This window comes from Xanthobacter aminoxidans (genome assembly GCF_043193615.1).
In the GTDB taxonomy this organism is placed as follows: domain Bacteria; phylum Pseudomonadota; class Alphaproteobacteria; order Rhizobiales; family Xanthobacteraceae; genus Xanthobacter; species Xanthobacter aminoxidans.
Genome location: NZ_JBAFUS010000001.1, coordinates 1,171,631 through 1,194,421, shown reverse-complemented (window position 1 = coordinate 1,194,421; position 22,791 = coordinate 1,171,631). Strand labels below are relative to the sequence as shown.

Sequence of the window (22,791 nt, the reverse complement as noted above, 5' to 3'; positions counted from 1 at the left end):
TGGCCGACACCAGCAGCACGAGCCCCAGATCCGGAGCCGTCGGATGAGCACCTCCATCCTCACCCTCAGTGGGCTATCCAAGTCGTTCTGCGGACAGCCGGCGCTGACGGACATCGAGCTGGACGTCGAGCAGGGCGAGTTCATCGCCCTGCTCGGTCCGTCGGGCTGCGGCAAGACCACCCTGCTGCGCTGCATCGCCGGCTTCCTCACGCCCGACGCCGGCACCATCCACCTGGCAGGCAAGGATGTGACGCGGCTGCCGCCCTATCGGCGCCCGCTGAACACCGTTTTCCAGAACTACGCGCTGTTCCCGCACCTGACCGTCGTGGAAAACGTCGCCTACGGTCCGCGCCGGCAGGGGGCCGGCAAGGCGGAGGCCGCGCGACGCGCCACCGAGGCGCTGGACCTTGTGGGTCTGACCGGCTTCGATGATCGCCTGCCCGCACAGCTGTCCGGCGGGCAGCAGCAGCGCGTCGCCCTGGCGCGCGCCATCGTCAACCGTCCGCAATTGCTGCTGCTCGACGAGCCCCTGAGCGCGCTTGATCTGAAGCTCCGCAAGAAGGTCCAGACCGAACTCAAGCGGATCCAGCACCGGCTGGGCATCGCCTTCCTGTTCGTGACCCACGACCAGGAGGAGGCGATGGTGCTGGCCGACCGGATCGTGCTGATGAGGGGCGGACGTATCGAGCAGATCGGCCGCGGCCAGGACATCTATGCCCGCCCGGCGACCCGTTTCGCCGCCGATTTCATCGGCGATGCGAATCTGATCCCGGTCGAGAGGCGCGGCGACGGCAGTCTGTCGCTGCTCGGCGGCACGATCACCCTGCCGGCCTCGTCGGAATATCCGCAGGCCGCGCTCACGGCCGTGCTGCGGCCCGAGGATGTTGTCGTCATGACGGAGCCGGCTCCGGGGCGTCTCGCTCTGCCGGTCGTCGTGTCCGACATCGCCCATGTCGGCAGCCATGCCATGGCCTCCCTCGCCCTGGGCGGCTCCACGCTGACCGCCCGGCTCGCCCCGTCGGCCCTGGCCGGGCTAACCACCGGCCAACTCGTCTTCGCGAACATCTGCGTCGCCGATCTGCGCCTCGTGACGGGGGATGCGTGATGCGCGGCACGCTGCGCCCGGTCCTCCTGCTCTGCATCCTGCCGGCGGGCTTTTTCATCGCCTTCTTCCTGGCGCCAATGGCGGTGGTCCTGATCGCGAGTCTGACGACCCCGAAAGGACTGCCGACACTCTCGCACTACGTCCGCATCCTCGCCGACGCCTATCACTGGAACGTGCTGTGGGTGACATTCCGGATCAGCATCCTGACCACGCTCGCCTGCGTTCTGATCGGCTACCCGCTCGCCTGGTATCTCGTCCGCGTCATCCAGTGGCGGCCCTGGCGGCGCGCCTGCCTGATCCTGCTGGTCGTGCCGATGTTCACCAGCAACATCGTGCGCTCCTTCGGCTGGATGGTGCTGCTCGGCCGCAACGGCCTCGTCAATGACGGGCTGATCGCACTTGGCGTGATCGAGCGGCCCATGCGCTTCCTCGGCACCGAGCTCGGCATCCTGATCGGCCTCGTCTACATCCTCCTGCCGTTCATCGTCCTGACGGTCGGCAACGCCCTCGCGAAGGTGGGCGAGGCGGTGGAACTGGCCTCGGCCGATCTCGGCGCGACGCCCGCGGATACGTTCTGGCGGATCATCTTCCCGCTCAGCCTGCCCGGCCTCATGTCCGGAGCGGTCATGGTCTTCATGCTGGCGGCGAGCGCCTATGTAACGCCGGCCCTGCTCAGCGGCGGCCAGATCACGGTCTTCTCCATGCTGATCTTCCAGCAATACAGCTCCGTCTTCGACTTCAACTATGGCGGTGCCCTGAGCATGACGATGCTGGTGATGACGCTGGCGCTCGTCACCATTGCCGGCCGGCTCAGCGAGCCAAGGAGGACATGAGATGGTCTCGGCTCTCGTCCGCATTGTCTCGTTCGCCGCGCTCGCCTATCTCGCGCTGCCCCTTGTCGTCCTGGTCGGGGCATCACTGACCACGACCAGCTTTCTCGCCTTTCCGCCGCGGGGGCTGACCCTGTCCTGGTACGGCAAGATGCTGGGCGATCCGTCCTATGTCTCGGCCTTCCTGGTCAGCACCCAGCTGGCGGTGGCCGCGACCATCCTGGCGGTGTTTTTGGCCGTGCCTGCGGCCATCGCCATCGCGCGTTATCGTTTCATCGGCCGCGGCCTGTTCACGGCAACGCTGATGTCTCCGCTCATCCTGCCGCATGTCGTGCTCGGCGCCGCGCTGTTGCAGTACGGCGGCGCCATCGGACTGGTGCGCAGCTTCCCGGCGCTGCTGGTCGGGCATGTGGTGATCATCATGCCCTTCGCGCTGCGGGCTGTGCTGCCGCAGCTCAGCGACGACCAGCTCGTCCTGGAGCAAGCCTCCGCCGATCTCGGAGCCCCCCCGCTGACGACCTTCTTCCTCGTGACCCTGCCGCAGATCCGCAGCGGGGTCGCCAGCGGCGCGACCTTCGCCTTCATCGCGTCGTGGATCAATGTCGAGCTCAGCATCTTCAACACCACCGCCGAGCTGACCACGATCCCGGTCCAGTTGTTCAACTACGTCCAGTACTCGATCGATCCGACCATTGCCGCCGTCTCCGGCCTGACGATCATCGTCGCAGCGGTCGTCATCGTGCTGCTCGACCTGACCATCGGCCTCGACCTGCTCTCGGAGCGTAGCCGCTAACTCATCCCGCCAATTGTTGTCCCGAGGAGTCCACAATGCGCCTGCAGAATGTCTTCGACGTCATCTATACGCACACCGAGGGCGAGCCCCTCTGCATCATCCACAGCGGCATCCCCTATCCCGCCGGATCGAGCATCCTGGAGAAGCGCCGTTACCTTCAGGAAAACTACGACTGGGTGCGCTGCGCGCTGATGCGCGAGCCCCGCGGGCACAAGGACATGTTCGGCGTCTTCCTCACGCCGCCGTCCAGCCCCGATTACGATGCCGGCCTGATCTATATCGACGGCACGCAATATTCCCACATGTGCGGCCACGGGACCATCGCCATCGGCATGGCCATGGTCGCGCTCGGCCTCGCCCGGCGCGGCGAGAACGGCCGCACCACCATCCGCTTCGAAACCACCGCCGGGCTGGTGACGGCCGAGGTCGCCAACGACGGCCCGCAGGTGCTGTGGACCCGCTTCGAGAATGTCCCGGCCTACGTCGCGGCCCAGGACGTGCCGTTCGATTTGCCCGGCATCGGCTCGCTCAAGGCCGATATCGTCTGGGGTGGCAATTACTTCGGCATCATCGATTTGCGCGGCACCTCGCTCAGGATTTCGCCGGAGAACGGGTCCCAGTTGTCGCAGCTCGGCGTGATCGCGCGAGAGCAGTTGCGTCAGAAGGTGGGAATCCGGCACCCCGCTTCGAGCCACATCGACAATTTCAACTTCGTCACCTTCTGGCACGAGCCAACGATCGAGGGTGCTTTCTACAAGAACGTCCACGTCTTTTCCGCGGGACAGCTGGATCGCTCTCCGGGCGGCACCGGCACCAGCGCGATGATGGCGATGTTCGAGGCGCGCGGCGAGCTGAAGCTGCACCAGCCGATCCGCTCCGAGGGACTGATCGGGTCCGGGACCTTCGAGGGTTGCCTCATCGGCGAGGCCAACCTGAATGGCACCCGAGCGGTGCGCCCGACCGTGAAAGGCACCGCGGGCCTGCTGGGCACGGCGCGCTGGACGATCAACCGCGAGGATCCTGTGGATGCCGGCTTCCTCGTCGCATGAGACGGCCCACGTCGGCCGCAACGCCCCGTGCGGCCCGCGGCGATGCGATGACATCCGACCGCGCCCTGTCGCAGGGCGGTGTCGTCGCCCGCCTTGCCCGACGTGGACCGCCCTGCGTTCCGGCGGAAAAGCCGTAATCGGAGGTTGAACATGAAGGTATTCATCACCGGGATCACCGGATATCTCGGCGGTTCGGTGGCCTCGCGCCTGAAGGCCGAGGGCGCGACTGTCACCGGTCTCGTCCGCCGTGCGGATCAGGCGGAGCTGATGGAAGCTGCCGGGTTCCGGAGCGTGATCGGGAGCCTCGATGACGGCCGGCTCCTGGCGGCCTCGGCCGCCCTCGCCGATGTGGTCGTCAATGCTGCCAGTTCGGATCATGCCATGGCGGTCGATGCCCTGATCGAGGGCCTCGCGGGCACCGGAAAGACCCTGGTTCATTCGAGCGGATCCAGCCTGATCGCGGATGATGCGCACGGTGAGTATGGCGACCGGATCCACGATGAGAGCACGCCGCTCATGCCGGTTCCGCAGAAAGCCCACCGGCTCGCCATCGACACGGCCGTGCGGCGCAGCGCCTTTCGGGGGCTTCGGCCGATGGTTCTTTGCAACAGCCTCATCTATGGCGAGGGGCTCGGCGCCAAGAAGGACAGCATCCAGATTCCATTTCTGGCCGCTCAGGCCAGCCGGTCCGGCGCCCGCTACATCGGGCCCGGACGGAACATCACCTCGTCCGTCCATATTGACGACGTCGTACGGGCCTATCATCTGGCCATCGAGCGCGGCCGGTCGGGCGCGTTCTACTTCGTGGAGAGCGGGGAGGTTTCGTTCGGCGACATGGTCCGTCTCCTCAACCGCCTGCACGGGCATCCGGCTGATGGCAGCTGGACCATCGACGAAGCGTCGGCGGTTCTAGGCAATGAGAAGGCCCGCTTCACTTTTGGATCGAACACCCGGATGAGAGGGATCGCGACCCGGCACGATCTCGATTGGACGCCGAAGGGGCCGACCGCCCTCGCGTTCCTGTCCGACCGGTATGCGAAGTAGAGCTGGCCCCTGGCGGTCCCGGCCGCAAAGCCCGTCCGCTGCCCCATCAAGGCGCTGCGAGATGCGCGCCGGGGCGGCACGTTCGACATCGGCGAGTAGACGAACCTCGTGAAGCACTTTCGGCCCTTTGCAATGCGGGCCATCCTTACGGTCGTCACCGTCGGACCGGAAAATCTGAACGGCCCAGCAAAGCACAAGATCCCGGATGCGCGGCAAGCATCCACATTTTTCGATGATCCCCTCTTCGCTGAGTGTGCTTGATGTCGAACACGATGACTTTCATGACCGACGGGGAAGCTCTCGCACCGTTCGCACGCTTCGCCCCCCCAATCCGCCCGCAGGGCGACCTGCGTCGCGCCATTTCTGCGGCCTGCCGCCGTCCGGAAATGGAGTGCGTGCCGCCTCTTCTGGCGGCAGCCACCTTTCCGCAGGAGACAAAGGACGCGATCGCCCGGACCGCGCGACATCTCATCAGCGCCGTGCGGGCCAAGCGCAGAGGAGGCGGCGTCGAGGGGCTGGTGCAGGAGTATTCGCTTTCCAGCCAGGAGGGCGTGGCCCTGATGTGCCTTGCGGAAGCGCTTTTGAGAATTCCCGACAGCGCCACGCGGGATGCGCTCATCCGCGACAAGATTTCCTCGGGCGATTGGAAATCCCACCTCGGAAGCGACCGTCCGCTGTTCGTCAACGCCGCCACATGGGGGCTGCTCGTCACTGGAAAGCTGACGTCCACGGTCAACGACCGCGGCCTTTCCGCGGCGCTGGGCCGGGTGATCGCAAGATGCGGCGAGCCGGTCATCCGCCATGGCGTGGACATGGCCATGCGCATGATGGGCGAGCAGTTCGTCACCGGCGAAACCATCGGCGAGGCGCTCAAGCGGGCCCGTCCATTGGAGGCGCGCGGCTTCCGCTATTCCTATGACATGCTCGGCGAGGCCGCCATCACGGCGGACGACGCCCAGCGCTACCTTGCGGACTACGTGAACGCTATCCACGCCATCGGAACGGCGGCGGACGGGCGGGGCATCTACGACGGCCCGGGAATTTCCATCAAGCTCTCCGCGCTGCACCCCCGCTACAGCCGCGCCCAGGCGGAGCGCGTGATGGCCGAGCTGCTGCCACGGGTGCGTGGCCTCGCAGTCCTGGCGCGTCGATACGACATCGGTCTCAACATTGATGCGGAGGAAGCGGACCGCCTGGAGCTCTCGCTCGACATCCTCGAGGAACTCAGCCTCGACGAGAGCCTCAAGGGGTGGGACGGTCTGGGCTTCGTGGTCCAGGCCTATGGAAAGCGCTGCCCCTTCGTCCTCGATCATATCATCGATCTGGCGCGGCGCTCCGGACGCCGCATCATGGTGCGGCTGGTCAAGGGCGCCTATTGGGATGCCGAGATCAAGCGGGCACAGGTTGACGGGCTGAAGGACTTCCCGGTCTACACGCGCAAGGTCCACACCGACGTCGCCTATATCGCCTGCGCGCGGAAGCTGCTGGACGCGCGCGACGCGGTATTTCCGCAATTCGCCACCCACAACGCCCAGACGCTGGCGACGATCTATCATCTGGCGGGGCCGGATTTCCGCGTCGGCCAGTATGAGTTCCAGTGCCTCCACGGCATGGGTGAGTCGCTCTATGACGAGGTGGTCGGCGCGCAGAATCTCGATCGGCCATGCCGGATCTACGCGCCCGTCGGCACCCACGAGACGCTGTTGGCCTATCTCGTGCGGCGGCTGCTGGAAAACGGCGCGAACTCCTCGTTCGTCCACCGGATCTCGGACCCGAACGTCTCGCTCGACGACCTGGTGGTCGATCCCGCCGACCTTGTCCGGGGGATGCCGGTCATCGGGGCGCCGCACGATCAGATATCGCTTCCCCGCGCGCTCTTCGGGCACGAGCGGTTGAATTCCGAAGGCATCGATCTGTCCGACGAGCCGTCGCTTGCGCGGCTCTCCCGCGCGCTCGGTGCGGGCGCTCGCCTAGGCCTGCATGCGGTTCCGCTGCTTTCGGACGGCTCGGATGCGGGCGATGCGCGCGCGATCCTGAACCCGGCCGATCACACGGACACCGTGGGCATAGTCACGGAGCTGCCCCTTGAGGCCGCCGCGCATGTGGCGCGCCTTGCCGCCAATGGCGCACCGGGCTGGGCGGCCGTGCCGCCCGATGCGCGTGCCGCGTGCCTGGAACGCGCCGCCGACATCATGCAGTCGCGCATGGACGCCCTCATGGGGATCCTGATGCGCGAGGCGGGCAAGTCGGCGGCGAACGCCGTTGGGGAAGCGCGCGAGGCCATCGATTTCCTGCGCTACTACGCCGACCAGGCCCGCCGGACTCTGGGGCCGTCGCATGTGCCGCTCGGTCCGGTCGTCTGCGTCAGTCCGTGGAACTTCCCGCTGGCGATCTTCACCGGCCAGGTCGCGGCGGCGCTCGTCGCTGGCAATCCGGTCATGGCGAAGCCGGCTGGCGCCACCCCGCTGATCGCGTTCGAGAGCATCCGGATTCTTCATGAAGCCGGCGTGCCGCGCGGCGCGCTCCAGTTCGTGCCTGGCAGCGGGCGTTTCGCGTCCGCGCTCATCGCGGTGCCGGAAACGGCGGGCGTGATGTTCACGGGCTCGACCGAGGTGGCACGCCTCATTCAGGCGCAGCTTGCCGAACGCCTGTCCTCTACCGGCAAGCCGATCCCGCTGATCGCCGAGACCGGCGGGCAGAACGGCATGATCGTGGACTCCTCGGCGCTCGCCGAGCAAGTGGTCCCTGACGTCATCGCCTCGGCGTTTGACAGCGCCGGGCAGCGCTGCTCCGCGCTTCGCGTCCTCTGCCTGCAGGAGGAGGTGGCCGACAGGACGCTGCGCCTGCTCAAAGGCGCGCTGAGGGAGCTTGCGATCGGCCGCACCGACCGGCTGAGCGTGGACATCGGCCCCGTCATCTCGCAAGGCGCCAGAGACGAGATCAACGCGCACATCGTGCGCATGCGCGGGCTTGGATGCGGCGTGGAGCAGCTCGACCTGCCCGCCGGCGCCGCACGCGGCACCTTCGTTCCCCCGACGATCATCGAGCTGCGAAGCCTCAGGGACCTCACGCGGGAGGTGTTCGGGCCGGTGCTGCATGTCATCCGCTATCGCCGGGACGAGCTGGACCGGCTGATCGACGACATCAACGCTTCGGGCTACGGACTGACCTTCGGCCTCCATACGCGCCTCGACGAGACGATCGAGCACGTGACGAGCCGCATCAGGGCTGGGAATCTCTACATCAATCGCAACATCATCGGCGCCGTGGTCGGCGTCCAGCCGTTCGGCGGCCGGGGCCTGTCGGGAACCGGCCCGAAGGCCGGCGGCCCGCTTTATGTCGGACGGCTCGTTCGGAAAGCGCCGGTGCCGCTGCTGCAGGGCACGGCACACACCGACCCGGGAGCGCTCGATTTCGCGAGCTGGCTCAGCCGCAAGGGATTGCGCACGGAGGCCAACGCGGCGCGGGAGTTCGCGGTGCGCTCCGCGCTCGGGGTGGAGAAGGAACTCGCCGGCCCGGAAGGCGAGCGCAACCTCTACGCACTCCACCCGCGCGGCCTCATCCTCCTCGTGCCGCAGACGGAGCGGGGCCTTTACCGCCAGATCGCCGCGGCTCTCGCGACCGGGAATCTCATTGCCGTCGATGCTGCGCCCGGACTGCACGGTGCGCTTTCCGATCTCCCGGCCGCCGTCGCCGCCCGGATTAGGCTGAGTTCGGATTGGCAGGCCGACGGCCCGTTCTCAGGTGCCCTCATCGAGGGCGAGGCTGAGCGTGTCCGTGCGGTGAACCTCAAGATCGCGACGCTCGGCGGGCCCCTGGTGCTGGCCCAATCCGCGTCGACACAGGACCTGCTCAACGATCCTGATGCCTATTGCCTCAACTGGCTGATGGAGGAGGTCTCGACATCCATCAACACCGCCGCCGCGGGGGGAAACGCCAGCCTGATGAGTATCGGATTGTCATAAGGTCCGCCTCGGACGCGGTTGTTGTATTTATAAAGATGCATATCAGGCAGGCTCTACGATCAGACCTTGGTCATCGTCACCACGGGCTTGAAGGACGGCGTCGCGCTCGTCGTTCCCCGTGAAGTTCGCTTTGCTCATCGGGGCCTCCATACCTCAAAATTCAGGGAAGGAGGCGTGCAGGAAACCGGTGGCTGTTGGTCCCGGGGCGGGTCATAGCTTTACGAAAACGACGCCATGTGCCTTAGAAGCGCACCCAGGCGGCTGTGGCGTCTTGGCTCCCGGGGTATTAGGAAGGCGTTCCACATGCTTTCCGACGGCTACCCTTCGACGCCTGACGATACTGCGAGATAGGCGGACCCAGCCGTGCCCTTCCTGACGACAAATCCGGCGCTCGCCCGCTCCCTGGCGGAAAAAGACTACGACAATCCGACGCCGGTGCAGCTCGCCGTGCTGGCGCCCGAGGCGTCAGGTCGCGATCTTCTCGTGTCGGCCCAGACGGGTTCCGGCAAGACGGTCGCCTATGGCCTCGCCATGGCCGAAACGCTGCTGGGCACCGCGGAGCGTTTCGAGTTCGCGAGCGTGCCGCAGGCGCTGGTGGTGGCGCCCACACGGGAATTGGCGCTCCAGGTCCAGCGTGAGTTCGCCTGGCTTTACGCAGCGACCGGAGCCCGCATCGTCTCCTGCGTCGGCGGCATGGACCCGCGCCAGGAGCAGCGCCTGCTGGCGCGGGGCGCCCACATCGTCGTCGGCACGCCCGGCCGCCTGCGCGATCATCTGGAACGCGGGCGCCTCGATCTTTCGGCGCTGCGCGTGGCCGTGCTCGACGAGGCCGACGAGATGCTTGATCTCGGCTTTCGCGAGGATCTCGAATTCATTCTCGACGCCACCCCGCCGGAGCGGCGCAGCCTGCTGTTTTCTGCCACCATGCCGCGCGGGATCATCGCGCTCGCCAAGCGCTACCAGCGCGATGCCTTGCGCATCGAGGTGGCGGGAGCCGAAGGCGGGCACGCCGACATCGAATACCGCACCATGCGCGTTGCGCCGACCGAGGTCGAGCATGCGATCGTCAATGTTCTTCGCTACTATGATACTCCAAGCGCCATCGTGTTCTGCAACACGCGGGAGGCCGTGCGGCGTCTGCACGCCATGCTTCAGGAGCGCCAGTTCTCGGCCGTCGCGCTGTCCGGAGAACTGAGCCAGAACGAGCGCAACCACGCCTTGCAGGCGCTGCGGGACGGGCGTGCGCGGGTCTGTGTCGCCACCGACGTCGCTGCGCGGGGGATCGACCTGCCGAACCTCGGCCTCGTCATCCACGCCGACCTGCCCAACGATGCCGAAAGCCTGCAGCACCGCAGCGGCCGCACCGGCCGGGCGGGCCGCAAGGGCGTCAGCGTGCTGCTGGTGCCGCCGTTTCGCCGGCGCCGGGCCGAGGATCTCATGCGGGCGATCGGCATCCGGCCCTCATGGTCCGGCCCGCCCACCTCCGAGGACATCCGCAAGCTCGACCACGAACGGATGCTGAGCGATGCGGTCATCACCGATGAGCCGAATGAAGAGGATGCCAGCGCCGGCCTCGCGCTGCTCGCCGCGCATTCGCCCGAGCATCTGGCCGCTGCGCTGGTGCGCCTCTACAGGGCCGGCCTGCCAGCCCCGGAGGAGGTCGCCGATCCGGGTGAGCCCCGTGCCGCGCGCGACCGGGCGGCGGGCCGGGATTTCGACGGCGGCTCGGGCGCCGGCAGTGTCTGGTTCCGCCTGAATGTCGGGCGCCGCAACAATGCCGATCCCAAATGGCTGCTGCCCCTGATCTGCCGGCGCGGGAACGTGACGCGCAAGGATATCGGCGTCATCCGCATATCCGATGAGGAGACGGCTTTCGAGGTCAGCCTCGCTGCCGCCGAACGCTTCGGCAAGGCGGCCCGCAGGGCGGATGGCGACGATGTCGTCATCGAAGTGTTGCCCGGCCAGCCTACGGAGCCTTCGAAGCGGCCCGCCCGGGGGAAGCCGGCGCGCGGCTTTCCGCCATCCGGGGAGCCCCCCCGCGGCAAGACGTTTCGCAACAGGCCGGCGCAGGGGAAATCTGCCGATGGCAGGGCGGAGCACGGCAAGGCCGGGTTCGAGAAGCCGCGCGAGGCCAAGCCGTCTGGTCAAGGCAAAGGCGAGAACCAGCGTAGAAGCGGGCGTCCGAACGCATTCGAGGGAAAGCCAAAAGGAAAGCCGACACGACGCTCCTGATGGTGTCTCCGGCGCCATTCTCCGGCGTTGAAGGTCAATGCGCGGGGAGGAGCGCCGACAGGATGGTGCCCGATCAGGACGCCGGGACAGGCTGTGTCCGGGAGCAAGACCTCGCGCCCAGAATGCCGACATGTGGAGAGGCGTCGAGGGCGCGACGCCGTGATGCGAGGTCCGCGGCGAAGAGACGGCTGCGGCTCGCGACCCCGCCGAGGCCGTCAGCGGCCGTGCTCAGGAGACTGGCGCGGCCGGTGAACTTCCGGCCGCCGCTGGTTGGTGGCGCAAGCAACTGCGGTTGCGCCCGCGGCCTTGATCTTCGTCGCCGCCTTCGGCACGCTCGCCGTGTCCTGCTGTCCCGACACGACCCTCCATGCCGTCACGATCCAACAGGCGGCCGCCTCGGCGAGCGCTCCCCGCTTTGCTCTTCCGGGACGCCCGGTGTGGTCGTCCCCCCTTGACCTCTCGCCTGCAGCCAATTGTCCGCCCCATCTTTCGCAGTCCGACGCCGGCCGAGGGCGGCTATTCCTAGAGCTCCCGGAGAAGACCCATGCCCACCTTGTTCGATCCCATCCAGATGGGTGCCATCGCGGCGCCGAACCGCATGTTCATGGCGCCCCTGACCCGTGGCCGCGGCACGCGCGAGCATGTGCCCACCGCGCTCATGGCGGAATATTATGCCCAGCGCGCCAGCGCCGGCCTCATCATTTCCGAAGCCACCGGCATCAGCCGACAGGGCCTCGGCTGGCCCTTTGCGCCCGGTATCTGGAGCGACGAGCAGGTCGCCGCCTGGCGGCCGGTGACGGACGCGGTGAAGAGCGCGGGAGGGCGCATGGTGTGCCAGCTCTGGCACATGGGGCGGATCGTGCATCCGAGCTTCCTTGACGGCGCCAAGGCCGTTTCCGCATCGGCGACGACCGCGCCGGCCTACGCCCATACCTATGACGGCAAGCAACCCCATGCCGAGGCTCGTGCCCTCGATGCCGCCGAGATCCCCGGCCTGCTCAACGACTATCGCCGGGCGGCCCGCAACGCCCTGCTCGCCGGCTTCGACGGCGTGGAGATCCACGCCGCGAACGGCTATCTGATCGACCAGTTCCTGCGCGCCTCGGCCAATCACCGCACCGATGCCTACGGCGGCTCCATCGAGAACCGCGCCCGCCTGCTGCGCGAGGTGACGGAGGCCGTGGCCGGCGAGATCGGCGCCGACCGCACGGGCGTGCGCCTATCGCCCAACGGAGAGAGCCAGGGCGTCAACGATCCCGATCCGGTGCCCCTGTTCCGCCACGCCGCGCAGATCCTGTCGGATATCGGCATCGCTTTCCTCGAACTGCGCGAGCCGCCACCGGAGGGCACCCGCGGCACGCCGGACCATCCGCCGGTCCATCCGGAGATCCGGGCTGTGTTCGACGGGCCGCTGGTGCTGAATTCCGATTTCGACGGCGCCCGTGCCATGGCCGCCCTGGAGAAGGGCGAGGCGGACGCCATCGCCTTCGGCCGCGGCTTCCTCGCCAATCCCGATCTGCCCGCCCGCATCCGGCACGCGATTCCGCTCGCGCCGGACCACATGGAGACCTGGTACACACAGGGGCCGGAGGGCTACACCGATTATCCCACCGCCGACGCGGCGCTGCTCGACGAGGCGCTCGAGGAGACCTTCCCGGGTTCCGACCCCATCGCCACCGGCGATTTCCGCTAGTTGCGGCAAGCCAGGGCTCGGCGTTCTTCGCCGAGCCTTTCTTCCGAAGCAGGAGACGCCCGCCGCGGTGTCTGTTGCAGCGGGCATTCCGTTTCGCCGACCGTCGGGGTATGAGCCTCAGCAAGATCATTCCACGATGAAACGGTCATGCCCGAAACCTCCACCTTCCCAGATCCCAAGGTTGCTCTAGTCACGGGCGCAGCGCGCGGCATCGGACTTGCCGTGGCGCGCAAGTTCATTGCCGACGGCTGGCGGGTGGCGCTGCTCGATATCGAGCCCCTGCTGCTCCGGGAGGCCTTCGCCGCCCTGGCGGAGCCCGAGCGCACGCTCGCATTGGTCTGCGATGTGGCTGATCCGGCGGCGGTCGCGGCCGCGGTTCAGGCGATCGACGCCCGGTTCGGTCGGCTCGATGCGCTGGTCAACAACGCCGGTATCGCCGTGTTCAAGCCCATTCTCGAGACGACGGACGCAGAGTGGAGCCGCGTGCTCGATGTCAACCTGTCCGGCCCGTTCAACTGCACCAAAGCCACCGTGCCGCTGATCGCGCGTCAGGGCGGTGGGGCTATCGTCAACATCACGTCCATTTCCGGGCTGCGGGCCTCGACCCTGCGGGCCGCCTACGGCACCAGCAAGGCTGCGCTCGCGCACCTCACCAAGCAGCTCGCGGTGGAACTCGCGGGCTTCGGCATCCGCGTCAACGCGGTGGCGCCGGGGCCGGTGGACACCGCCATGGCGAAAGAGGTGCATTCGCCCGCGATCCGCGCCGACTATCACGACGCCATCCCGCTCGCCCGCTATGGGCTGGAGGAGGAGCTCGCGGAGGCGGTCCTCTTCCTGTGCAGTGACAAGGCAAGCTACATCACCGGGCAGGAACTTGCCGTGGACGGCGGCTTCGATGCTGCGGGCATCGGACTGCCGACCCTGCGTGGAGCCGCCCGCCGCGGTTAACCTCTCGCTCCAAGCCGCGGACTTCTCACACGTCGATCCCGCTGCGCGTTGCGACGCGCTTGAAAGCGGCAAGGGGGCGAAGCCGCTACGGGGCCGTGCCGGACGCGCGGCCCCGTTGTTGCTCAGTTCGCCTTCTTCTCGCCGCGCGCGGCGATAATGGCCGGGCAGGCGCTTTCGGAGAGCGGGCGGAAGGCCTCGTCGCCGGGCAGGGTGGCGACCAGCTTGTAGAGGTCCCACTCGCCCTTGGAGGCGTCGGGGGACTTGACCTCGAACACGTAGAAATCGTGCACCATGCGTCCGTCAGGCCTCAGCTTGGCGTTGCGCACGACGTCGTCCTTGATGGGCAGCTCGCCCATCTTCTTCACCACGGTCTCGGCATCATCGCTCTTCGTCGCCGCCACCGACTTCAGATAGTGCAGAACGGAGGAATAGACGCCGGCGTGGATGGCGGACGGGATCTTGCCATTCTGCGCCTTGAACCGCTCCGAGAAGGCGCGGGTGCCGTCGTCGAGGTCCCAGTAGAAGCCTTCGGAGAGCAGCGTTCCCTGCGCCACCGGCAGGCCCACGCTCTTCACGTCCAGCGCGGTGAGGAAGAAGGCGACGAGCTTCTGCTTCGAGGTGGTGATGCCGAATTCGCGCGCGGTCTTGATGCCCGTCACCGTGTCGTTGCCGGCGTTGGCGAGGGCGATGATATCGGCCCCCGAGCCCTGCGCGGTGAGCAGGGGCGAGGAGAGATCCACCGCCGGGAAGGGGTGGCGCACGGAGCCGAGCACCCTGCCGCCCTTCTTGCCCACCACCGTCTTGGCGTCCGCCTCCAGCTGCTGGCCGAGGGCATAGTCCGCCGTCACCAGATACCAGGAGGTGCCGGGCTGGGTGAGGCGGTTGGCGATGCCGGCGACCTGCACATAGGTGTCCCACATCCACTGCACCACATGGCCGGGCTGGCAGGCATCGCCTGTGAGGCGCGCGGTGCCGCCCGGGAAGAGCGCGACGCGGTTCTTCTCCTTCACCAGCGGCGCGATGGCGAGCTGGATGGAGGCGTTGGACATGTCGGCGAGGACATCCACGCCGTCCTGATCGATCCACTTGCGCGCGGTAGCGGAGGCGATGTCCGCCTTGTTCTGGTGGTCGGCGGAGACCATCTCGATCTTCATGCCGGCGCATTCGGCCTTCAGGCAGTCGTCGATGGCCATCTGGGCGGCGATGAGTGAGCCCTTGCCGGTGATGTCGGAATAGACGCCGGACATGTCGGTGAGCACGCCCACCTTCACCGTGCCGCCGGAGATTTCCGCCGCCGCCGGAGCCGCGGCAAGTCCCGCCGCCAGGGCCAAGGCGAGGGGGCCGAATTTCGCTGTCATGAATGTCCTCCCGTTCGTGCTTTTTATTGGTCGGCCGTCACCAGTGGACCATGGGCAGGCCCGCCACCGGTGAGCGGAAGAAGGGAATGCGGGTGCCGCGCAGGCTGCCCACATAGACGGTCCTGAGGTCCGGCCCGCCGAAGGTCACGCTGGCGAACCACGGCGCGATGGTGCCGCCGCAGGCGAGCATCAGCTCCGGCGTCACGGCGTCTTTCTCCAGGGCGGCCATCAGCACCTTGCCGGCCGGGCTGCCGTGGTCGTCGTCGAGGATGATGCGCAGGTCGCCGTCCGGGGTGATGGCGAAGATGCGGTCCGTCATCACATGGGTGCCCCAGAGGTTGCCATGGGCGTCGAAGGCGATGCCGTCGATGAAGGCGCCATGGTCGGAGGGGCCGAAGGTCTCGCGGTCCACGAGATCGCCATTGGGCAGGGCCCTGAGGCGCGTCACCCGCTTGCCGCCCGTCTCCACCACATAGAGCCATTCTTCGTTGGCGTCGAAGCGGATCTCGTTGGTGAAGCAGAAGCCGTCCGCGACGATGCGCAGGTGGTCGTTCTCATAGAGCGCCACATAGCCGTCCGAGACGTTCGGGCTCATGGCCTGCATCCAGTTCCTGATGCGGGTGGAGATGGTGAGCCAGATGCGGTCGCGGCTGTCGCGCAGCACGAAATTGACCTTGCCGATGGGCGTGCCGTCGATGGTGTCGGCGAGCACGCGGGATTGGCCGTCGCGGGTCATGATCTCCAGCCGGTCAGTGCCGAAATTGGAGATCAGGATGTCGCCGTTGCTGGCGAAGGCGAGGCCGTTGGGCAATGTGCCGGAGACGAAGCGCGTCTCCTCGTCGGTGGCGGAGGCGAAATGCGTCGCCTCGCTCTGCGCGATCAGCTTCTGGGTGCCGTCCGGGCGGATATGGACCACACCGCCCCGCGCATCCGCGCTCCACAGGGAGCCGTCGCGTTCGGCAAGGATGCATTCGGGACGCTGCAGGCCCTCGCCCACATAGGCGATGGCGGCGGGGTCTACCGTAAAGCCGTCGATGGGGTTGGGCGTGGCCATGGCGTTCCTCAGGTTTTCAGAAGCTTACCTTGTCGGCGCCCTTCAGGCCGAGGGTGGCGCGAGCCTCGTCCGGGGTGGCGATCTCGTGGCCAAGTTCTTCCAGGATGCGGCGGATCTTCGCCACCTGCTCGGCATTGCTGGAGGCGAGCTTGCCGCGGCCGATGAACAGGCTGTCCTCCAGCCCCACGCGCACGTTGCCACCCATCATCGCCGCCTGCGTCGCGAACGGCATCTGGTGGCGGCCGGCGGCGAGCACGGACCAGTGATAGTCCTTGCCGAAGAGCTTGTCGGCGGTGCGCTTCATGAACATCAGATTGTCCATGTCCGGCCCGATGCCGCCGAGAATGCCGAAGATCAGCTGCAGGAACACCGGCGGGCGGAACCAGCCCTGATCGAGGCAATGGGCGAGATTGTAGAGGTGGCCCACGTCGTAGCATTCATGCTCGAACTTGGTGCCGTGCTCCTCGCCCAGCATCTTGTAGATGCGTTCGATGTCGCCGAACGTGTTGCGGAAGATGAAGTCCTTCGTGCCGGTGAGGTAGGGCTCCTCCCACTCGTATTTCCAGTTGGAATAGCGCTTCGCCAGCGGGTGCAGGGCGAAGTTCATGGAGCCCATGTTCAGCGAGCACATTTCCGGCGCGGCCTTCAACGGGGCGGCGAGGCGGTCTTCCACCGTCATGTTCAGGCCGCCGCCGGTGGTGATGTTGATCACCGCGTCGGTTGCCTGCTTGATGCGCGGCAGGAATTCCATGAACACGGCGGGATCCGGCGTGGGCCGCCCGTCCTTGGGATCGCGGGCGTGCAGGTGCAGGATGGCGGCGCCGGCCTCGGCGGCCGCGATGGCCTGCTCGGCAATCTCGTTGGGCGTGATGGGCAGTGCGTCGGACATGGTGGGCGTGTGGATGCCGCCCGTCACCGCGCAGGTGATGATGACCTTGCTCAAGACATGTCTCCGCCAGGGAAGCGTTTTGGGAAGCGTTTGGGAAAGCATTCAATCGGGAAGGATGGCGACGGCCCGCGTCCAGCCGGCGGAGGCGGCGCGCACCTTCACCGGGAAGCAGCTGATGGTGAAGCCGGTGGCAGGCAGCGCCTCGAGATTGTGGAGCTTCTCGATCTGGCAGTAGCCCTTCTCGCGCCCGGCCTTGTGGCCTTCCCATATGAGGGAGGCATCGCCCGTCTCGGCGAAGCGGCGGGCGGTGAAGGAGAAGGGCGCGTCCCAGCTCCAGCCGTCCGTGCCCACCACGCGCACGCCCTGGTTCACGAGGTGGAGGGTGGCGTCCCGGCCGAAGCCGCAGCCTTTGTCTATATAGTCGGGCTGGCCGTAGGCGACGCCGGCCGAGGTGTTCACCACCACGATGTCGAGGGGGCTCAGCGTGTGGCCGATGCGGGCGAGTTCCGCGTCGATCTCGGCGGGTGTCACCACATGGCCGTTGGGCAGGTGGCGGAAGTCCAGCTTCACGCCGGGGCGGAAGCACCAGTCGAGCGGGATCTCGTCGATGGTGATCGCGCGGGCACCGCCGTCCATGGTGGGGTGATAATGCCAGGGCGCATCCACATGGGTGCCGTTGTGGGTGGAGATGTGGGCCGTCTCCACCGCCCAGCCCATGCCCTCGGGCAGTTGCTCGGGCTTCAATCCGGGGAAGGCGGCGCACAGGGTGGCGGCGGTTTCCGTGTGGACGGAATAGTCGATGCGGACCCGCTGGAAGGGCGGGTCGGCGGGTACGTCGTTTTCCAGCGGAATGGAGATATCGACGAATCTTGGCACGGCGTCTCGTCCTCCCGGCCCATCGCGCAGGCTTCGTTTTGTACAGTCGTATATGTTATTGTACAATTGTACAAGTCGGCGTGACGCCATGGCTGGTGCGGATGCACCGGTAACGCTAGAAAAGGTCCATGGAGACGACAAAGAAGCCATCTTCCGCCAGGCGCTCCGCCTCGCCGTCCGGACGGGGAAAGGGCGCGCGCCGCTCGGCAATCGCGCCCGGCGATCCGCAGCGGCCGGACCGCCGGCAGGACATTCTCGCCAGCGCGGAATTCCTCTTTGCCGAGCGGGGCTATGCCGCGGTCTCGGTGCGCGACATCGCCGCCCGCGCCGGCGTGCCGGTAGCGTTGGTGGGCTATTATTTCGGCCGCAAGCCGGAATTGCTCGCCACCGTCTTCGCCCACCGACAGGCCAATCTCGACGAGCGCATCTCCCGCATCCGCGAGATCGGGGCGCGTGGCCCCGGGGAAGGGCGGGTGGCGGAGATTGTCACCGCGTGGGCGGAGCCGGTGGTGCGGCTGCACGATTCGGCGAGCGGCGACAGCTTCTCCCTGCTGGTCGCCCGCACCGCCTGGGATCCCGGCCCGGAAGCCACCGAGACCATCGAGCGCTTCTATGATCCGCTGGTCCGCGCCTTCCTGGAGGCCATGGCCATCGCGCTTCCCGGTTGCCCGCACGACCGGCTGCTCTGGGCCTATGAATATGCCGTGGGCGCCCTGCTGATGTACGTGGCCGACAAGCGCATCGAACGCCTGTCCGGCGGGCGGGCGACGGCGGGCGATCCGGCGCTGTTCGAGGATTTCGTGCGGTTCGTCACCGCCGGCCTCAACGCCATGTGCGGTTGCGCGCCGCCGCGATAGAGGGGCCGCCGGGTGACGGGAGCGGCAGCAATTGGCCTGCCCCTTCGCGTTTGGCCGAACGCTTCAAACGTTACCGCGCCTGCATCCTCAGGCCGGCATCCAGCCGGAGCACAGAGCCGTTGATCATGGGGTTGGCGACGATGCTGAGGACCATGCGGGCGAATTCGTCCGGCCGGCCGGGACGCTTGGGGAACGGGATGACCTCGAAGACGCGGTCCTGCACCTCCTGAGTCATCGCCTCCACCATGGGCGTGCCGAACAGTCCGGGCGCGATGGCGGCGACACGGATGCCGTGGCGCGCCAGTTCGCGGGCAGCCGGCAGGGTCAGGGACGCAACGCCGCCCTTCGCCGCCGCATAGGCCGTCTGGCCGATCTGGCCTTCATAGGCCGCGACCGACGCGGTGTTGATGATGACGCCGCGCTGGCCCTCGTCATCCGGCGCGTTCTCGACCATGGCGGCGGCGGCGAGGCGGAGCCAGTTGTAGGTGCCCGTGAGATTGACGCGGACGATGCGCTCGAATTCGCCGAGGGAGCCCGGCCCGCCCTTTTCCACGATCCGGGCGCCTGGGGCGATGCCGGCGCAGTTCACCAGCAGGTGGGGACGGCCGCGCTCCGACAAGATCCGGGCAAAGGCGGCTTCGGATGCCGCGCCGTCGGCCACATCGCAGGCGAGGGCCAGCGCCCCGGTCTCTTGCGCGAGGGCCGACATGCCCGCCTCCTTCAGGTCCACCACCGCAAGGCGGGCGCCGAGGCCGGCGAGGCGGCGTGCGGTGGCGTTGCCGAGGCCGGAGGCGGCGCCGGTGACGATGGCAACCTTGTCCTTCAGATCCATGATGACCCCATTCATGTGACGGGCGCAGGTGACATGCGCAGGCGATCGCCCCGCGGCGGCGGGACGGGCGAAACGATCGGGGATGAAATTGCGCGTGCGGCTCAGGCGATCTGGTCGACGAAACGCACGAAGTGCTCCAGAGGCTCTCGCACCGTGGTGAAGGTGTTCTCCGGAGCCTCGGGATCGGCGACACCGAGCGCCATGCTGCAGACGATCATCTGCGTGTCGGGAATGGCGAGGCGACGCGCGATGACCGCGCCATAGGCGTTGAAGGCCGCCTGCGGGCAGGTGTCGAGGCCGACCCCCCGCGCGGCGATCATGATGTTCTGGAGGAACATGCCGTAGTCGAGCCAGGAGCCCCGCTCCAGGTCGCGGTCGATGGTGAAGATGAGGCCCACGGGCGCGTCAAAGAACAGGAAGTTGCGCGCGAGCTGCTGGCGCATCCGCTCGGTGTCGCCCTTGGCGATGCCAAGCGTGCCATAGAGATCCCACCCCACCTTGCGGCGACGGGAGAGATAGGGCTCGCGCCACTGCCGCGGGTAATAGGCAAATTCCTCCGTGCCGGGATCGCCGGCGAGGGAGAGGGCGTGGAGTTCGCGCGTCAGCGCCGCGAGCGGTTCGCCCCGCAGCACCAGCACCTGCCATGGCTGGATGTTGGTGCCGGAGGGCGCGCGGGCCGCAAGCTCCAGTATGGCCGCGACGGTCTCGTCGCCGACCGGCGTCGGCAGGAAGGCGCGGATGGAGCGGCGCGAACGGATGGCGTCCTCGGCCGAAAGCGCGCCGCGCGGGGCAGCAGCGGGGGAGGGGGCGGGCGCACTCATTTTTCGGGCATATCCACGGGCGTGGCCATGTCGAGATTGGCGAGCTCGTAGCCGCGCTTGAAGTCCAGGATGTGCTTCTCCATCCAGTCCCGTGCGCGCTTCTCGTCGTGATCGCGGACCGCCGCGAAGATCGCCTCATGGGCCACCAGCAGGCGCTCGCCGGCATTGAGGCGCGACATCACCTTCAGGAAGGGCGGATAGAACAGTTCGGAGATGGGCAGGCGCGCCATCTGGATGGCCCGGTTGCGGGTGGCGCGGGCAACCAGATCGTGGAACTCGATGTCGAGGGCGGTGAGGCTGGTGGAATCCTTCAGCGCCTTGCGCGTCTCCTCGAGATTGCGCTCCAGATCCTCAAGGTCGGCCGCATCGCTGCGCTGGGCGGCGGAGGCTGCGGCGGCGGGTTCTAGCGCGTACATGGCCTCCCACAATTCCTCGAACGTCACCTGATGCAGCACCATCGCCGCCGTGAGCCGGCGGGAAATGTCGCCGGACTGGGGGATAGAGGCATAGAGCTTCTTCCGGCCCGCCTCGCGCCGGACGAAGCCGTTCTGCTCCAGCACGCGGATGGCTTCGCGGATGGTGGAGCGGTTGACGCCCAGCTTCTCGGCGAGCCCGGCCTCGGAGGGCAGCAGATCCCCCGGCGCGATCTCGCCGGCCAGGATCTTGTCCTCGATGGTGCGGGCGACGAGACGGAAGGCGGGCTCCACCTGCACCGGATCAAGCGCGAGCGACATCAGGGACCATCCTCTCGGCGGCGCGGGCCTTCTCCAGGTCCCGCAGCACCTTGCGTTGCACCTTCCCGGTCATGGTCTTCGGCAGCTCGCCGAGAAACGCGATGGCGCGGGGATATTTGTAGGGAGCGGTGACACGCTTCACGTGATCCTGCAAGGCGGCCGCCAGCGCATCGTCGCCGGTGAAGCCGGGGCGGAGCACGACAAAGGCCTTCACGATCTCGCCACGCTCCGGATGGGGCGACGCCACCGCCGCGCATTCCTGCACCGCCGGATGGTCGAGCAAAGCGTTCTCCACCTCGGAGGGACCGATGCGGTATCCGGCGGAATTGATGACGTCGTCATTGCGGCCACGATGGTAGAAATAGCCGTCGGCATCCACCATGCCGAGGTCGCCGGTGACGAACCAGCGCCCCTCCGGCCCCTCCACATGGGCGCTGGCGGTGCGCTCGGGCTCGTCGAGATAGCCGAGCATCATCTGCGGGTTGGGGGTGAGAAGGGCGATGTCGCCTTCCATGCCGGGCGGCAGGCGGTTCCCCGCGCCGTCGATGATTGCGAGATCGAGGCCCGGCAGCGGCTTGCCCATGGAGCCCTCGCGCGGGGCGACGCTGGGATAGTTGAGCAGCGTCATCAGCGTCTCGGTCTGGCCGTAGGCTTCGAGGATGGGGACACCCGTCGCCGTCTGCCAGCGCGCCGCGACCGCGGGGTTGAGCGTCTCGCCGGAGGAGACGGCGTGGCGCAGGCGCGAGAGGTCGTGCTCGGCAACGCCCGCATCCACCACGCGGAACAGCTCGGTGCCCGGCGCGCAATAGACGGTGACGCCGTAGCGCTCCAGCAGACGCAGGCGCTCCTTGGGGTCGAACGGGCCGTCGTAGAAGAAGCTGGCGGCCCCGCAGCTCCACGGGCCGAACAGGATGGAGGTGCCGGCCTTGCTCCAGCCGGTGTCGGCCGTGCACCAGATGGTGTCGCCCGGACGAAGGTCCAGCCAGCAAATGGCCGAGCCGCGCCAGGCGTAGAGCCCGCGGGAGGCGTGGAGCACCCCCTTCGGCTGGCCGGTTGAGCCGGAGGTGTAATAGAGGACGGCAGGGTCATCGGCCTTGACGGTCACTGGCGCGAAGGCCTCGTCGCCGGAGGCCAGCGCCTCCTCCAGCGGCTCGAAGCCGGGCGCGCCGCCAAGGGGCCCTTTCAGCGCGAGGCGCACCGGCACCTCGTCCATCACATCCGCGAACTTTCCCGCATGTTCGGCCCGGGCCACCACGGCCCGCACGCCGGCATGGCGCACGCGATATGCGATGTCCTTGGCGGTGAGCATCTCGATGGACGGAATGGGCACGGCGCCGAGCTTCAGGCAGCCGACCATGGCCACCTGCCATTCGGGAATGCGCGGCAGCATGACCAGCACCCGGTCGCCCTTGCGGATGCCGCGCGCCGCCAGCGCCGAAGCGAAGCGGCTGGTGAGGCGCGCCATGTCCGAGAAGGAGAAGCGCCGTTCCTCCCCCGCCGCATTGGCCCAGATGAGGGCCGGCCCGTCCGCGGTACGGGCGAAATGATCCACCACGTCGGCGCCGAAATTGAACGTCTCCGGCACCTGCCATCGGAAGGTGCGGGCCATCTCGGCATAGTCGGTCATGTTGGGCGCCATCCTGGTCGGCGCCATCTGGCTGGGGGCCATGGTTTCCTCCCGGAGCATTGTGCTCTCTTGGTGCTCTCTTGC

The 22,791-nt window shown here is 67.6% G+C and carries 18 protein-coding genes; 10 read left to right on the top strand and 8 right to left on the bottom strand.

Going from position 1 to position 22,791, the window contains the following annotated elements; all coding sequences use genetic code 11:
• Positions 1-43: 43 nt before the first annotated feature.
• From V5F74_RS05410 to V5F74_RS05370, 9 genes are all read left to right on the top strand, one after another.
• A complete protein-coding gene (locus V5F74_RS05410; protein WP_394006718.1) occupies positions 44-1,105 on the top strand; it encodes an ABC transporter ATP-binding protein in 1,062 nt (353 codons plus the stop codon).
• The gene (locus V5F74_RS05405) at positions 1,105-1,938 is read left to right on the top strand and encodes an ABC transporter permease (RefSeq protein ID WP_394006716.1); all 834 of its coding nucleotides are present in this window, start codon (positions 1,105-1,107) and stop codon (positions 1,936-1,938) included. Before V5F74_RS05410 ends, V5F74_RS05405 begins: the two co-directional genes overlap by 1 nt.
• Position 1,939: 1 nt before the next feature.
• Positions 1,940-2,728 (top strand): ABC transporter permease, encoded by a 789-nt coding sequence (locus V5F74_RS05400; RefSeq protein WP_029557516.1) that lies wholly within the window; start codon positions 1,940-1,942, stop codon positions 2,726-2,728.
• Between the two features lie 35 nt (positions 2,729-2,763).
• Positions 2,764-3,777, top strand: coding sequence for a proline racemase family protein (locus V5F74_RS05395; protein ID WP_394006714.1), 1,014 nt, complete (start codon positions 2,764-2,766; stop codon positions 3,775-3,777).
• Between the two features lie 150 nt (positions 3,778-3,927).
• On the top strand, positions 3,928-4,821 hold the full coding sequence (locus V5F74_RS05390) for an NAD-dependent epimerase/dehydratase family protein (protein ID WP_394006712.1): 894 nt from the start codon (positions 3,928-3,930) through the stop codon (positions 4,819-4,821).
• Positions 4,822-5,081: 260 nt separating this feature from the next.
• Positions 5,082-8,786, top strand: a complete 3,705-nt coding sequence (gene putA / locus V5F74_RS05385) for a trifunctional transcriptional regulator/proline dehydrogenase/L-glutamate gamma-semialdehyde dehydrogenase (RefSeq protein ID WP_394007477.1) — start codon at positions 5,082-5,084, stop codon at positions 8,784-8,786.
• Positions 8,787-9,149: 363 nt separating this feature from the next.
• Positions 9,150-11,018 carry a DEAD/DEAH box helicase gene (locus V5F74_RS05380; protein WP_394006710.1) on the top strand — a complete coding sequence of 623 codons (1,869 nt, stop codon included), beginning with the start codon at positions 9,150-9,152 and terminating at the stop codon, positions 11,016-11,018.
• Positions 11,019-11,562: 544 nt separating this feature from the next.
• Positions 11,563-12,711 (top strand): alkene reductase, encoded by a 1,149-nt coding sequence (locus tag V5F74_RS05375; protein WP_081837636.1) that lies wholly within the window; start codon positions 11,563-11,565, stop codon positions 12,709-12,711.
• 147 nt (positions 12,712-12,858) lie between these two features.
• Positions 12,859-13,659 carry an SDR family NAD(P)-dependent oxidoreductase gene (locus tag V5F74_RS05370; protein ID WP_394006707.1) on the top strand — a complete coding sequence of 267 codons (801 nt, stop codon included), beginning with the start codon at positions 12,859-12,861 and terminating at the stop codon, positions 13,657-13,659.
• A 122-nt stretch (positions 13,660-13,781) separates the two neighbouring features.
• Here the strand turns inward: V5F74_RS05370 and V5F74_RS05365 are convergent, their stop codons facing one another.
• Genes V5F74_RS05365 through V5F74_RS05350 form a run of 4 tightly spaced genes read right to left on the bottom strand, consistent with a single transcriptional unit; the run spans position 13,782 to position 17,836 of the window.
• On the bottom strand, positions 13,782-15,017 hold the full coding sequence (locus V5F74_RS05365; RefSeq protein ID WP_029557523.1) for an ABC transporter substrate-binding protein: 1,236 nt from the start codon (positions 15,015-15,017) through the stop codon (positions 13,782-13,784).
• A 37-nt stretch (positions 15,018-15,054) separates the two neighbouring features.
• Entirely contained in the window at positions 15,055-16,071 is a 1,017-nt protein-coding gene (locus tag V5F74_RS05360) for an SMP-30/gluconolactonase/LRE family protein (RefSeq protein ID WP_029557524.1), read from the bottom strand.
• A gap of 16 nt (positions 16,072-16,087) precedes the next feature.
• Complete coding sequence (locus tag V5F74_RS05355; protein ID WP_394006705.1) at positions 16,088-17,014, bottom strand: BKACE family enzyme; 927 nt, start codon at positions 17,012-17,014, stop codon at positions 16,088-16,090.
• A gap of 48 nt (positions 17,015-17,062) precedes the next feature.
• The gene (locus V5F74_RS05350) at positions 17,063-17,836 is read right to left on the bottom strand and encodes a cyclase family protein (protein WP_029557526.1); all 774 of its coding nucleotides are present in this window, start codon (positions 17,834-17,836) and stop codon (positions 17,063-17,065) included.
• Positions 17,837-17,964: 128 nt separating this feature from the next.
• Between V5F74_RS05350 and V5F74_RS05345 the strand changes: the two genes are divergently transcribed.
• A complete protein-coding gene (locus tag V5F74_RS05345; RefSeq protein ID WP_051679091.1) occupies positions 17,965-18,693 on the top strand; it encodes a TetR/AcrR family transcriptional regulator in 729 nt (242 codons plus the stop codon).
• Between the two features lie 70 nt (positions 18,694-18,763).
• Here the strand turns inward: V5F74_RS05345 and V5F74_RS05340 are convergent, their stop codons facing one another.
• The 4 genes from V5F74_RS05340 to V5F74_RS05325 form a co-directional block, all read right to left on the bottom strand.
• Positions 18,764-19,525 carry an SDR family NAD(P)-dependent oxidoreductase gene (locus V5F74_RS05340; protein ID WP_029557528.1) on the bottom strand — a complete coding sequence of 254 codons (762 nt, stop codon included), beginning with the start codon at positions 19,523-19,525 and terminating at the stop codon, positions 18,764-18,766.
• Between the two features lie 101 nt (positions 19,526-19,626).
• On the bottom strand, positions 19,627-20,346 hold the full coding sequence (locus tag V5F74_RS05335; RefSeq protein ID WP_029557529.1) for a nitroreductase: 720 nt from the start codon (positions 20,344-20,346) through the stop codon (positions 19,627-19,629).
• The gene (locus V5F74_RS05330) at positions 20,343-21,080 is read right to left on the bottom strand and encodes a FadR/GntR family transcriptional regulator (RefSeq protein WP_024280086.1); all 738 of its coding nucleotides are present in this window, start codon (positions 21,078-21,080) and stop codon (positions 20,343-20,345) included. Before V5F74_RS05330 ends, V5F74_RS05335 begins: the two co-directional genes overlap by 4 nt.
• The gene (locus V5F74_RS05325; RefSeq protein ID WP_394006699.1) at positions 21,064-22,749 is read right to left on the bottom strand and encodes an acyl-CoA synthetase; all 1,686 of its coding nucleotides are present in this window, start codon (positions 22,747-22,749) and stop codon (positions 21,064-21,066) included. Before V5F74_RS05325 ends, V5F74_RS05330 begins: the two co-directional genes overlap by 17 nt.
• Positions 22,750-22,791 lie beyond the last annotated feature (42 nt).

Bases quoted from the DNA above. Each gene is read 5' to 3' on its own strand.
- V5F74_RS05370 (WP_394006707.1), top strand. From the start codon at position 12,859: ATGCCCGAAACCTCCACCTTCCCAGATCCCAAGGTTGCTCTAGTCACG.
- V5F74_RS05330 (WP_024280086.1), bottom strand. From the start codon at position 21,080: ATGTCGCTCGCGCTTGATCCGGTGCAGGTGGAGCCCGCCTTCCGTCTC.
- V5F74_RS05325 (WP_394006699.1), bottom strand. From the start codon at position 22,749: ATGGCCCCCAGCCAGATGGCGCCGACCAGGATGGCGCCCAACATGACC.
- V5F74_RS05365 (WP_029557523.1), bottom strand. From the start codon at position 15,017: ATGACAGCGAAATTCGGCCCCCTCGCCTTGGCCCTGGCGGCGGGACTT.
- V5F74_RS05395 (WP_394006714.1), top strand. From the start codon at position 2,764: ATGCGCCTGCAGAATGTCTTCGACGTCATCTATACGCACACCGAGGGC.
- V5F74_RS05390 (WP_394006712.1), top strand. From the start codon at position 3,928: ATGAAGGTATTCATCACCGGGATCACCGGATATCTCGGCGGTTCGGTG.
- V5F74_RS05410 (WP_394006718.1), top strand. From the start codon at position 44: ATGAGCACCTCCATCCTCACCCTCAGTGGGCTATCCAAGTCGTTCTGC.
- putA (WP_394007477.1), top strand. From the start codon at position 5,082: ATGTCGAACACGATGACTTTCATGACCGACGGGGAAGCTCTCGCACCG.
- V5F74_RS05400 (WP_029557516.1), top strand. From the start codon at position 1,940: ATGGTCTCGGCTCTCGTCCGCATTGTCTCGTTCGCCGCGCTCGCCTAT.
- V5F74_RS05345 (WP_051679091.1), top strand. From the start codon at position 17,965: ATGGAGACGACAAAGAAGCCATCTTCCGCCAGGCGCTCCGCCTCGCCG.
- V5F74_RS05405 (WP_394006716.1), top strand. From the start codon at position 1,105: ATGCGCGGCACGCTGCGCCCGGTCCTCCTGCTCTGCATCCTGCCGGCG.
- V5F74_RS05335 (WP_029557529.1), bottom strand. From the start codon at position 20,346: ATGAGTGCGCCCGCCCCCTCCCCCGCTGCTGCCCCGCGCGGCGCGCTT.
- V5F74_RS05375 (WP_081837636.1), top strand. From the start codon at position 11,563: ATGCCCACCTTGTTCGATCCCATCCAGATGGGTGCCATCGCGGCGCCG.
- V5F74_RS05340 (WP_029557528.1), bottom strand. From the start codon at position 19,525: ATGGATCTGAAGGACAAGGTTGCCATCGTCACCGGCGCCGCCTCCGGC.
- V5F74_RS05360 (WP_029557524.1), bottom strand. From the start codon at position 16,071: ATGGCCACGCCCAACCCCATCGACGGCTTTACGGTAGACCCCGCCGCC.